At 68.5% G+C, this 12,131-nt stretch carries 12 protein-coding genes; 9 read left to right on the top strand and 3 right to left on the bottom strand.

From position 1 onward, the window contains the following. Positions 1-134 precede the first annotated feature (134 nt). Complete coding sequence (locus U9977_RS20470; RefSeq protein WP_322750903.1) at positions 135-857, bottom strand: maleylpyruvate isomerase family mycothiol-dependent enzyme; 723 nt, start codon at positions 855-857, stop codon at positions 135-137. A gap of 490 nt (positions 858-1,347) precedes the next feature. On the opposite strand from U9977_RS20470, the gene U9977_RS20465 reads away from it, so the two are divergent. Continuing rightward, positions 1,348-3,396, top strand: a complete 2,049-nt coding sequence (locus tag U9977_RS20465) for a SpoIIE family protein phosphatase (protein ID WP_322750902.1) — start codon at positions 1,348-1,350, stop codon at positions 3,394-3,396. Between the two features lie 108 nt (positions 3,397-3,504). Here the strand turns inward: U9977_RS20465 and U9977_RS20460 are convergent, their stop codons facing one another. Further along, positions 3,505-4,554 carry a HoxN/HupN/NixA family nickel/cobalt transporter gene (locus U9977_RS20460; RefSeq protein WP_416210153.1) on the bottom strand — a complete coding sequence of 350 codons (1,050 nt, stop codon included), beginning with the start codon at positions 4,552-4,554 and terminating at the stop codon, positions 3,505-3,507. A 313-nt stretch (positions 4,555-4,867) separates the two neighbouring features. On the opposite strand from U9977_RS20460, the gene U9977_RS20455 reads away from it, so the two are divergent. The 5 genes from U9977_RS20455 (at position 4,868) to U9977_RS20435 (ending at position 9,471) form a co-directional block, all read left to right on the top strand. After that, on the top strand, positions 4,868-5,371 hold the full coding sequence (locus U9977_RS20455; protein ID WP_322750900.1) for a hypothetical protein: 504 nt from the start codon (positions 4,868-4,870) through the stop codon (positions 5,369-5,371). Between the two features lie 287 nt (positions 5,372-5,658). Beyond that, a complete protein-coding gene (locus U9977_RS20450) occupies positions 5,659-6,399 on the top strand; it encodes a hypothetical protein (protein ID WP_322750899.1) in 741 nt (246 codons plus the stop codon). 155 nt (positions 6,400-6,554) lie between these two features. Beyond that, entirely contained in the window at positions 6,555-6,845 is a 291-nt protein-coding gene (locus U9977_RS20445; protein ID WP_322750898.1) for a metal-sensitive transcriptional regulator, read from the top strand. Positions 6,846-6,902: 57 nt separating this feature from the next. After that, positions 6,903-7,127 carry a heavy-metal-associated domain-containing protein gene (locus U9977_RS20440; RefSeq protein WP_322750897.1) on the top strand — a complete coding sequence of 75 codons (225 nt, stop codon included), beginning with the start codon at positions 6,903-6,905 and terminating at the stop codon, positions 7,125-7,127. 19 nt (positions 7,128-7,146) lie between these two features. Beyond that, complete coding sequence (locus U9977_RS20435) at positions 7,147-9,471, top strand: heavy metal translocating P-type ATPase (RefSeq protein ID WP_322750896.1); 2,325 nt, start codon at positions 7,147-7,149, stop codon at positions 9,469-9,471. Positions 9,472-9,519: 48 nt separating this feature from the next. Here the strand turns inward: U9977_RS20435 and U9977_RS20430 are convergent, their stop codons facing one another. Beyond that, complete coding sequence (locus U9977_RS20430) at positions 9,520-9,942, bottom strand: BlaI/MecI/CopY family transcriptional regulator (protein WP_322750895.1); 423 nt, start codon at positions 9,940-9,942, stop codon at positions 9,520-9,522. Between the two features lie 165 nt (positions 9,943-10,107). Between U9977_RS20430 and U9977_RS20425 the strand changes: the two genes are divergently transcribed. The 3 genes from U9977_RS20425 to U9977_RS20415 all read left to right on the top strand — a co-directional run. Next, a complete protein-coding gene (locus U9977_RS20425) occupies positions 10,108-11,106 on the top strand; it encodes an undecaprenyl-diphosphate phosphatase (RefSeq protein ID WP_322750894.1) in 999 nt (332 codons plus the stop codon). Between the two features lie 228 nt (positions 11,107-11,334). Further along, positions 11,335-11,808 carry a VOC family protein gene (locus U9977_RS20420; RefSeq protein ID WP_322750893.1) on the top strand — a complete coding sequence of 158 codons (474 nt, stop codon included), beginning with the start codon at positions 11,335-11,337 and terminating at the stop codon, positions 11,806-11,808. Positions 11,809-11,979: 171 nt separating this feature from the next. Continuing rightward, positions 11,980-12,131 (top strand): LysR family transcriptional regulator (locus tag U9977_RS20415; protein ID WP_322750904.1); only part of this gene is annotated, 152 nt, incomplete at its 3' end.

Genomic DNA, 12,131 nt, shown 5'->3' with positions numbered 1-12,131 from the left:
AGTCGCCATGGTCGAATCTTCGCTGCTGCGGCGAATACCTGTCAACAGCCACGTTGCGGTTCTTGCTATCCCGCCGGCGTGCTATTCAGAGCGGCCGGAATCGGCGTCGAATCCGCCATCCCGGACACCCTGTGTCACCGCCCAGGCAGCAGTGCTTGGATGAGTTCTGCGGAACCGAGGACTGTGAGGCCGTCCGAGTCCGGCGCCACCCGTCCCCACAGCGCCAGCAGTACCTTGTCGGCCGGTCCGCGCAGCACCCCGTCCCCTTTCGCGTGGCCGACGCTCACCTCGACCGTCGTGCCGTCCAACTGGACCAGCCATTCCCCATCGGTGTCGGTGAGGTGTACGTGCGCGCTTCCGTCGGCGGCGACCGGCATCACCCCGGCCGCCCTGGCGGCCGGAAGCAGGACGGTGAGCACCTCGTCCACCCCGTCAGCGGCGAAGGTCGGCTCGACCGTCCATGTCAGGCCGGCGCAGTTCGCCGCGTCGTACCGGTGTACGAGCAGTTCGTGTGCCAGCCTGCGGGGCCAGAATCGGGCGATCTTCGGCGCCAGCGTGAAGTTCCACGCGGGCAGGTCGGCGTCGACCGAGGTGAGGATGTCGACCGCCAGGTCGAGACATTGATGGTAGTAGTCGATCAGTTCGGTGTCGTCGGTCGGCGGCGGTCCGACCCGCTCCGGCGGCTGCGTCGTCGCCCGGCGTATGTGGGTCGTCTGGGCCTCCAGCACACGTCCGACATGACCGACAAGCCGGCGGGCATCCCAGCCGGGACATGTGGGCACCGGGCGGTCGAGGTTGCCGGTCACGGCGCTCAGCAGCGCCTCGCCCTCATGGCGGATCAGGTTCGGATAGTCCATGGTGTCCACATGGTCAGTCTGCACCCGACAGGGTTGCCAGCGTTGCCCTGCGGCGGCAGCTGACGGCGACGCAGGTCGCCACCGGTTTGTCGGCACGAGGTTGCTCGACCGGTCCGAAGGCCAGGGACGCTGCTGCGACGTTAGGTTCGCAGTGTCACAACCCGAACTCGATGCGGATCGCGTCCGCGTAATACATGGATGACCTACCGGAGTCCCCGGGCCGGCGTTGGCGAGTTCGGCCGGCGACCGGGGTCCCGCCGACGTCCAGAACGGTTGGTGACGCACGGTAGGCGGCCGGGGAGGTGTCACGGGACCCGGCCCTGCATCAGCGCGGCGGCCACCTGGACGTTTGGTGCCGACGAGCACGGGAAGTGCACGAGCACCTGGATGCGACGCCACGGCTTCGGGGGTACAACACGTCGATGAATCGATGAACAGCCAGTCGGGTCCCCCGGGACCGCCCACCACGGCGGGGTCGGGGAAGCTGGCTGTGTCGGCCTTAGCCGGTGAGCTGTTCGAGGTTGTCCCGATCGCCCTGACGATCTTTGACCGCGAGCTGAGGGTACTTCGGGTAAACCAGGCGATGCTCGCGCTGACTGGGCTGACCGCCGAGGAGATCGTGGGCAGGCCCGCACCCGCGGTGATGCCCGAGGTGGCGTCCGCCGCATGGGACATGGCCCGCCACGTACTGGCGACCGGGCAGGCTAGCCTCGATGTGGAGATCATCGACGTGACCCGGCTCCGCTGGCCCGAGGAACGCATCCACCGTGTCTCCTGCTACCCGCTGCGGGATTGTTGCGGCGCAACGGTAGCGGTCGGTCAGGCGGTGGTCGATGTCACCGATCAGCGTAGGGCAGAAGCCGAGCGTGATGCGGTGGAGCGGCGGCTGCGGCTGCTCGGCCGGGCCAGCGGGCTGGTCGGAGCGTCGCTGGACCTGGCTGCGACCCTGCAGGAGCTGGTCGAGCTCGTCGTCCCGGAGTTCACCGACGAGTGCGTGGTCCTGCTGACCGACGAGCCGATGGACCCCGACGCGAGGCCGCACCCGCTGCTGATGCGCAGAGTGGTCTGGGCGCACCTGCCTGGGGCTCCGCCCCTGCCCGGAGCTGACGCCACCGCCGGACGCCTTCTCAAGATGTGGCCTGGTACTCCTGGACACCTCGCGCTCACGCTGGGGCGCCCCATCCATTTGACGTTCGACCAGGAAATGGTCGACCGCATTGCGATTCCCGGCACAGAGGACTATCACCGGCATTTCGGTATCCGTTCCGGCCTGGCAGTGCCGCTGGTGGCGGGGGGTGAGTTTCACGGTGTCGTCCACTTCGGCCTGGGTCCGTCCGGGCGGATCTACACCGACGTGGACGCGCGGACCGCCGGGGAGTTGGGGAGCCGGATCGCGTCCGCGATCGCCAACGCCCGCGCCTACGCCCGGCAACGCGCCGCCGCGATTACCTTGCAACGCAGCGTGCTGCCCGGCGACGTACCCACCGTCGAAGGCCTGGACGTCGCCTGGCGTTATGAACCCGGAACCGCCGGCACCGAGGTCGGCGGCGACTGGTTCGACGTCATCCCGCTGTCCGCAGGGCGGGTCGCCCTGGTGATCGGCGACGTCATGGGCCGCGGCCTGACCGCGGCCGCCGCCATGGGCCAGGTACGTGCCGCCGTCCGCGCCTTCGCCGCCCTCGACCTGACCGCCGCCGATGTACTCACCAACCTTGACGATCTTGTTCGCGCGATCGGAACCGGGCCCGACGGCACGCTCGTCAGCGCGATCTACGCCATCTGGGAACCCGCCACCGCCAGCATCACCGTGGCCAACGCCGGCCACCTGCCCCCTGCCATGCGGGACCCCGACGGCCAGGTCCACCTCCTCGACGGCGGTGGGGATACCCACGACGTCATCCTCGGCGTCGGCCGCCAGACCGTCACCGAAACCCGCTACCGCTTCCCCGTGGGCTCTACCCTCGCCCTGTTCACCGACGGACTCGTCGAATCCGCCACCATCGACATCGACGAAGGCACCGGCCACCTCCTACGCGTCCTGGCCCGCCCCGGCACCCTGGACGCCACCGCTGACCGGCTTCTGACATTCCTCGACCGCACCGACGGCTATGACGACGACGTCGCACTTCTCCTCGTCCACGCCGCCACTCCGACCACCGCCTACACCAACACCGTCGTCCTCACCCCGGAACCCCGCGCCGCCAAGATCGCCCGTAGTGTCGCCACCACCAGCCTTACCGAATGGAAACTCCCCGAGCTCCTCGACATCGCCGAACTTCTCGTCAGTGAACTGGTCACCAACGCCATCCGCTACGCCGCCACCCCCCTCGAACTCGCTATCCGCCGGGGACGCCACGCCCTCTATGTCGAAGTCTCCGACAACGACAGCCGTGTCCCCCGCCTTCTGCACCCCGCCGCCGACGACGAAGGCGGTCGAGGCTTGCAACTCGTTGCCGGATTCGCCGCCGACTGGGGCGCCAGACCCACCCGCACCGGCAAAACCGTCTGGTTCCAACTCGATCTCGGCGAACCCGACTGACTGCGAACCCGACTGGCACCGGGGACGGGCGATCGCCGGCTGGTCGTGGAGCCCGGCCTGCCCGGGATCGACCCGCGACGCCGCGACCCTCCCTCCTGCCGGGCGCAATCAGCTGTCGACGGTCCATTTCTCCTCGATACGGCCGATTTTCCACACAGCCAGCGCGATAGCCCAGGTGGCGAAGAACATACCGACGATGACGAAACCGACGATGTTCAGATCCAGGCCGCTGATCCAGTCCCAGAATGCACCGTGCAGCGAGAGTTTCTCGGCGATGAGCCCGAGGAGTTCGATGGTGCCGATGATGACGGCGACAGCCACCGACAGTGCGGTGATGGTGAGGTTGTAGTAAACTTTACGGACCGGTTTTGAGAATGCCCAGCCGTAGGCGAAGTTCATGAACGATCCGTCGACGGTGTCGAGCAGGCTCATTCCCGCGGCAAACAGGACGGGAAGGCACAGGATCGCGTACCACGGTAGGCCGGAAGCGGCGCCGGAGCCGGCGAGCACCAGCAGGGCGATCTCGGTGGCGGTGTCGAAACCGAGGCCGAACAGCACGCCCAACGGGTACATCTGCCAGGGTTTGGTGATTGATTTCATCAACCGGCCCAGTAGACGGTTCATGAAGCCGCGGTTGTTCAGCTGGTCCTCCAGCGCTGCCTCGTCGAAGACGCCGGTGCGCAGTTGCCGGAAGACACGCCAGATCCCGGCAAGGATAACAATATTGATGATCGCGATAATATAGAGAAAGATGCCGGAGACGGTGGTGCCGATCAGGCTGGTGACGTTGTGCAGCTCGGAGTTCTCATCACCTACCGGACCGGCCAGGCTTCTGACGCCCAGCGAGAGCAGGAACGCCAGCGCGAAGACGACGGTGGAGTGGCCGAGAGAGAACCAGAAGCCGACCGACAGCGGTCGCTGGCCGTCGTTCATGAGCTTACGGGTGGTGTTGTCGATGGCCGAGATGTGGTCGGCGTCGAAGGCGTGGCGCATCCCCAGGGTGTAGGCGGTCACCCCGATACCGACGCCGAAGGTCTTGGTCCCCAGGCTGTAGTGCTCTGGCGCGACGATTGCGACGAGGACGAACCAGCCGATCACGTGCAGGGCCAGGATGAACGCGGCCATGCCGGCCGTGCGGCTCCACTCACGGCGGGTCATGGAGCCGCGCACACGTTGCCACCGGGACGTGGACGAGCCGGCCGGGGGGAGCGTGGCGAGCGAGCGCGTGGTCATGAGCGACCTGCTTTCATCGGCGGGGCGACAGCACAACCTAGACGCACAATATTCTCAGATGCAAGAAATTCGCAATAGTGGGCGTCGCAAGCACCGAGCGTGCGAGCAGCGGTGCCCACGTAGATCGACTACGATGTCAGGTGGTCGCCGTGCCACGCGGAGCCGCCGCTTGCGCGGCCCGGATTGCCGGTTCCGATCGGGAAGGCCGATTGGGAATGCCGATCGGGAAGGGAGCCCCGTGGGCAGTAGGACCGCACCGGCGCGGGCGACCGGCCGGTTGGTGCTGGCATACGTGGTGCTGGCCGGGTTGTTCGTCATGCACGGCGTGCTGGCCGGGCAGGGATGCCCAGGCGGTGGCGCCGCGGCGGGGTCGAGGATGGCGGTACACGGTTCGGCCACCGGCCACGAGGCCGCCGCGATGGCGCAGATGGCGCAGATGGCGATGTACCTCCCGGCCACCGGCCAGGCACTTCCCGCACTTCCCGCACTGTCCGCAGTGTCCGCGGTGTCCCAGACGCCGGCCGTGGTCAGAGGTGATGGCCGCGGCCATGGCACGTTGTGCGTGTCGTCACCTCCCCGGCCAGGGCTGGCCTGGCTGCTGGCCCTTCTGCTCGGCGTGGTCGCGTGGGCGTGGCCCGTCCGGCTGTGGAACGCCGGTGCCGACCGTGCGGGTCATAGGTGCCGCGCCCCACCGCCGGCTGGTTCGTGTCTGCTGGTGAGGTTGTGCGTGTCCCGGACGTGACAGGGCGTCGCTGACCGGAGCGAGGGCTCGGGTCGGCTGACGTGTCCGTCCACCCGCACGCGAGCGTCGCGTGCCGTCCGGGAAGATTCTTGATGTCGATGTCGATTTTGTCGCGTTCGCACGCCCGTGTCCGGTCCGTGTTCGTGGCGGCCGGTGTGACCGTTGCCGTCGGACTGACGGTCACCGCCTGTGGCGGTGGTTCCACGACCACGCCGACGATGCAACACACCATGATGGCGCCCACGATGATGGCGCCGTCTGCATCGGGGCACGCCGGGATGGCAGGTATGGCAGGTACGGCGGAACAGCCGGTGGGCGACGGCCTGACCGCCGAGGCATCCGGTTTCCGGTTCGTCCCGGCTGTGTCCTCGCTGCCAGCCGATGCGCCGACCTCGTTCCGGTTCCAGATCGTGGGCGGAACTGGTGCACCGGTCACCGCGTTCAGGCCGGATCAGACCAGGTTGATGCACCTCTATCTGGTCCGGTCCGATCTCACCGGCTTCCAGCACGTGCACCCGACCATGGCCGGCGACGGTACCTGGACGGTGCCCCTTGACGCGGTGCAGCCGGGCTCGTACCGGGTCTACGCCTCGTTCATCACCACGAACAGCTCGGGGCAGGACCTGCCGCTGGTCCTCAGCCAGCCGGTCACCGTTGCCGGGAGGTCCGCCGTCACGCCGCTGCCGCCCGCATCGACCACGACACAGGTCGACGGCTACACCCTGACCCTGGCCGGTGAGGTGATGGCCGGGGCGGCGCACACGCTGACGGTCACGGTGTCCAAGGAGGGCACGCCCGTCACCGACCTGCAGCCCTACCTGGACACCTACGCGCACCTGAGTGCCTTCCACGAAGGCGACCTTGCCTTCGCTCATCTGCACCCGGTGGGCACGACCAGCGCTGCGGGTGGCGGTCCGGTGCTGTCCTTCGAGGCGATGATGGCGAAAGCCGGCAACTGGCGGGTGTTCGTGCAGTTCCAGACCGCGGCGGTACTGCACACCGCCGCCGTGACCCTGTCCGTCGGCTGACCGTCACCTGACCGTCACCTGACCGGAGCCGGGATCTTCCGCGGGTTCGCCCTGGCGATCCCGGCTCCCTGCCGGCCGCTCCTTGACCGATACCTGGTACCGGTATAGCGTTTCGACTCAGGATACCCCTAGTGGGTATTGGTGTTGGAGGGTTTATGGACGTCGGTCATGGCTACATCGGCAACAAGGACGACCACCTCAAGCGGTTACGCCGCATCGAAGGCCAGATCCGGGGGCTGCAGCGGATGGTCGAGCAGGAGGAGTACTGCATCGACATCCTGACTCAGGTGTCGGCGGCGACGAAGGCGCTGCAGTCGGTCGCGCTGGGCCTCCTTGATGAGCACCTGACGCACTGCGTCGTGCGGGCCGCGGCGGCCGGTGGTGACGAGGCCGACCGCAAGGTACGGGAGGCCTCGGCGGCGATCGCCCGCCTGGTCCGGTCCTGACCTGAAACCTGGTCGACCCGCCCCGATATTGATCATCTGATTTGGAAGGAACCAGCTGTGATCACATCCACCTACACCGTTGTCGGCATGACCTGCGCGCACTGCGTCAGCGCGGTGCGCAGCGAGATCGGCCGCCTTGCGGGTGTCAGCGACGTTTCCGTTGATCTTTCCGCCGGCACGGTGACCGTGACCAGCGAACAGCCGCTCGACGAGGCGCCGGTTCGCACCGCCGTGGATGAGGCCGGCTACGCACTGGCCGGGCTGGCGTCGAAAGATCGCTGAGGTCAGAGGGAGATTCTTGATGAGCGCGACCGTGGATGACGCGCGGCCTGTCGGCGGCGGTGCCACCAACCTGTCGATCGAGGGGATGACCTGCGCGTCCTGCGCGGCGCGCATCGAGAAGCGGTTGAACAGGCTCGACGGTGTGAGCGCTGCGGTCAACTACGCCACCGAGCAGGCGCATGTCGTGCACCCCGGCCGGCTCACCGCAGCCGACCTGATCGCCGAGGTGGAGAAGGCCGGCTACCGGGCCTTCGTGCCCCAGCCGCGAACGGAGCGGCCGGCCGGCGCGGTGGCGAGCCTCGACGGGGATGCCGGCGAGACCACCGGGGCAGCGCAGGCGGATCAGACCGGTCCGCTGCGTACCCGGCTGGTCGTCGCCGCGGTGCTGAGTCTGCCGGTGCTGCTGTTGGCGATGGTGCCCGCGCTGCAGTTCGAGAACTGGCAGTGGCTGTCGCTGACGCTGGCCGCGCCGGTCGTGGTGTGGGGTGGGTTCCCGTTCCACCGTGCGGCGTGGACGAACCTGCGGCACGGCGCGGCGACCATGGACACGCTGATCTCCATCGGTACGCTCGCGGCGTTCGGCTGGTCGCTGTACGCCCTGTTCCTCGGCCATGCCGGCGAGCGGGGCATGACGATGCACGTCACGCTCCTGGCCGCCCGGGACAGCGCCGCGGACAGCATCTACCTTGAGGTTGCCGCGGTGGTGACGACGTTCATCCTCGCCGGCCGCTACTTCGAGGCACGGGCCAAACGCCGGGCCGGCGCCGCGCTGCGGGCGTTGCTGGAGCTCGGTGTCACGGACGTCGCGGTCCTGCGCGACGGCCGGGAGCAGCGGCTACCCGTGGAGCAGTTGGCCGTGGGGGAGCGCTTCGTCGTCCGGCCGGGGGAGAAGATCGCCACTGACGGGGTGGTCGAGGAAGGCCGCTCCGCGGTCGACGCGAGCATGCTCACCGGCGAGTCACTACCGGTCGAGGTCAGCCCGGGCGACGCGGTCACCGGCGCCACGCTGAACGCCGGCGGTCGGCTGGTGGTCCGGGCAACCCGGGTGGGTGGGGACACCCAGCTTGCGCAGATGGCGACGCTGGTCGTGGCGGCGCAGAGCGGGAAGGCCGCGATCGCGCGGCTCGCCGATCGGGTCTCGGCGGTGTTCGTCCCGGTGGTGATCGTCCTCGCTGTCGCCACCCTCACGGTGTGGCTCGCACTCGGTGACGGGGCGACGGCCGCATTCACGGCCGCCGTCGCCGTACTGATCGTCGCCTGCCCGTGCGCGCTCGGCCTCGCGACGCCGACCGCCCTGCTTGTCGGTAGCGGTCGGGCCGCCCAGCTCGGGATTCTGATCAAGGGGCCGGAGGTGCTGGAATCGACCCGGCGGGTGGACACCGTCGTCCTGGACAAGACCGGAACGGTGACCACCGGGCGGATGAGCCTGGTCGACCTGGTGCCGGCCGCCGGTGTCGACCCCGATGAGGTGCTGCGACTGGTCGGCGCGGTCGAGGACGCCTCCGAGCATCCGATCGCCCGGGCGATCGCCCGCGGGGCACGGGAACGGGTCGGCGTCCTGCCGGACGCGACGGATTTCCGCAGCGTCGAGGGACTCGGCGTGCAGGCGGTCGTGGCCGGACATGCGGTCGTCGCCGGCCGCCGCCGGCTGCTGACCGACCGCTCGGTCCACATCCCCGACGAACTCGATGTGGCAGCGCAGGCCGCCGAGCAGGACGGCCGGACACCGGTCTTCGCCGGTTGGGACGGTGCCGCCCACGCGGTCCTCGTCGTCGCCGACACCGTCAGACCCACCTCGGCCGACGCCGTCCGCGGGCTGCGCGACCTCGGTCTGACCCCGGTGTTGCTCACCGGCGACAACATCCGCGCCGCCCGCGCCGTCGCCGCGCAGGTCGGCATCGACGAGGTGATCGCCGAGGTGCTCCCCACGGACAAGGTCGACGTCGTGTTCCGGTTGCAGGCGCAGGGCCGGGTCGTCGCGATGGTCGGCGACGGCGTCAACGACGCCGCCGCGCTCGCCCAGGCCGACCTCGGTCTGGCCATGGGCACCGGGACGGACGCCGCGATCGAAGCCGGCGACCTCACCCTGGTCCGCGGGGACCTGCGCGCGGCCGTGGACGCCATCCTTCTCGCCCGGCGCACCCTCGCCACCATCAAGGGAAACCTGTTCTGGGCGTTCGCCTACAACATCGCCGCCCTGCCGCTGGCCGCCACGGGTCTGCTCAACCCGCTGATCGCCGGCGCGGCGATGGCGTTGAGCTCGCTGTTCGTCGTCTCCAACAGCCTGCGGCTACGCCACTTCCAGCCCGCAGGCTACGCCCCTTCCAGCCTGCCGGTGACGTAGGGACCAGCACAAAAGCGACGACGATCGGGCAGAGGCTGGTCCACCCCGTCAGTCCCTGTCTCGCCCGCCGTCGGGCGGGCCGGGCCCGGGCGGACCCGTTGTGGGTGCTGCCTGGCCGGCGAGCAGGGCCTGCAGGACCGCGCCTTCGGCGGGGCTGAGCTGTTCGACGAACCGCTGCAGCACCGCGGTCGGGGTCTCCCCCCGGGTCAGCAGGGCCTTCATCTGCCGGGCTGCGAGCTCCTCGCGCGCGGCCACCGCCCGCCAGGCGTAGCCACGGCCGGTCGGTATCCGTTCGGCCAGGCCCTTCTCCGCCAACCGGGTGAGGATGGTCGTCACCGTCGTATAGGCGAGATCGCCGCCGAGGGACTGCTGAATGGCGGCCGGGGTCACCGGCTCGTCGGTGGCCCACAGCGCGGCCAGCACCTCGCTTTCCAGCGCGCCTCGTGCCCGGCGGGCCCGACGACTGTCCACCCGGTCGCCCATGCAACCCCGCCATCCCGTAGCCACGACGTCTCGTCGTAGCATACGACAACGTCGTAGTAATGTACCGGTGGTAACGGCTGCGCCACGTCCAGCACACCCAACGTCCAGCACACCCGGCCGCCCATGTCCACCAGCTTGGAGACGAGAAGAACCGTGAGTGACCTCACCTACACCCAATCGATTGTCACCGGGCTGTTGCAAGGCGTGACCGAACTGTTCCCGGTGTCCAGCCTCGGGCATTCCGTGCTGGTTCCCGCGGTGATCGGCGGAGGCTGGAAGCACCTCGTCACCGAATCGGCGTCCTCGACCAGCGAGAAGTCGCCCTATCTGGCGTTCATCGTCGCGCTGCACGTCGCGACCGCCGTCGCGTTGCTCATCTTCTTCCGGTCCGACTGGGCCCGCATCATTCGTGCCTTCGTCAACACGGTACGCACGCGTACCGTGACCACCTCGGACGAGCGGCTGGCCTGGCTACTAATCATTGCTACAGTCCCCGTCGGACTCACCGGCATCGTCCTCGAACACACCTTCCGGACACTGTTCGCCAAACCGCTGGCCGCCGCGCTGTTCCTCACCCTCAACGGCGTCATCCTGCTCGCCGGGGAACGGCTGCGCCGCGCCGCGGAAACCCGCCACGCACATCCCGTACCCACAGCCGGTGCCGGTGCCGGTGCCGGTGCTGCCAGTGAGGGCGCCGGTGAGGGCACCGATGACGGCGACGTCGTCACCGAGCACCAGGGCCTGGTGGTGGCCGAACACCGCAGCCTCGACCGGCTCGCCTACCGGGATGCCGGCGTCATCGGCCTGTTCCAGACCCTCGCGCTGTTCGCCGGTATCTCCCGGTCCGGGATCACCATGGTCGGCGGGCTGCTGCGCGGCCTTGACCACGAGGACGCAGCCCGGTTCTCCTTCCTGCTCGCCACCCCCGTCATCCTCGCCGCCGGCCTCCTGAAACTCCCGGCCCTCGCCGGTGACGCCGGCAGCCACATCCACGGCCAGGTCATCGTCGGGATGCTGGTCGCCGGCACCGCCGCCTACCTGTCCGTACGTTTCCTCACCAACTATTTCCAGACCCGCACCCTCACCCCGTTCGCCGTGTACTGCCTCGTCGTCGGGGGACTGGCCACCCTGCGTTTCACCATCGGCAGCTGACGGCGGCCGGTGCGGCCCAGGGCCGCTGCCGGCATCCCGTTGGTGGTTACGAAAGGATGTGAATCCGATGCTGCTGGAGAAGCATCCGGTTCACATCCTTTGGTTCCTGAGCGGAGCGTGCCGGGCGAAGGGGCTGGAGCGCCGCGCGATGGCGGTCACCGACCTGTCAGCGCCATCACGGTCGGGCAGACTGGACATGGTTGACGACCGGAGAGAAAGGATCGGGCGATGTCCAAGATCACGCCGTGGCTGTGGTTCGACACCCAGGGGGAAGAGGCTGCCGAGTTCTATACGTCGATTTTCCCGAACTCAAAGATCCTTGATGTCACTCGCTATGGCCAGGACGGACCCCGTCCAGAGGGCACAGTCATGACCGTCACCTTCATGCTGGACGGGCAGGAGTACGTCGCACTGAACGGCGGGCCGGAGTTCACGTTCTCCGAGGCGATCTCGTTGCAGGTCAGCTGCGGTTCTCAGGGAGAGGTCGACGAGTATTGGAGCAGGCTGTCCGACGGCGGCCAGGAGGGCTCCTGTGGTTGGCTCAAGGATCGGTACGGGCTTTCCTGGCAGATCATTCCGGCCGCGCTGGGCGAGGTGCTCGGCGATCCCGACTCCGGGCGGTCCCAGCGCGCCATGCGGGCGATGCTGGCGATGAAGAAGATCGATATTGAGGAGCTGCGGCGCGCCGCCGATCAGGCGTAGGGCCGGCGGGCAAGGCCACCGGGGGGATGGCGGCCACCGTCAACCAGCCTGCGGGCTGGTGTTCCTCGGTCGTCATCACAGACCTCCGACCTTGCGAAACTGGGAGCATCGCACCGTAGCGACGTGGAGCATCGCACCGTAGAGACGTGTGGATGACGGGGAGCTTCGGGCATGGAGTTACGCCAGCTGCGCTACTTCGTGACGCTCGCCGAGGAACTGAACTTCGGCCGGGCGGCCATGCACGAGCACATCGTGCAATCGGGGTTGAGCCAGCAGATACAGCGGTTGGAACGTGAGTTGGGTGTACGCCTGCTGGAGCGCAG

It is taken from the genome of Protofrankia sp. Cas8, assembly GCF_963555845.1.
Classification (GTDB): domain Bacteria; phylum Actinomycetota; class Actinomycetes; order Frankiales; family Frankiaceae; genus Protofrankia.
The sequence above is the reverse complement of the archived record's forward strand: the minus strand, read 5'-3'. Positions and strand labels throughout refer to the sequence as shown.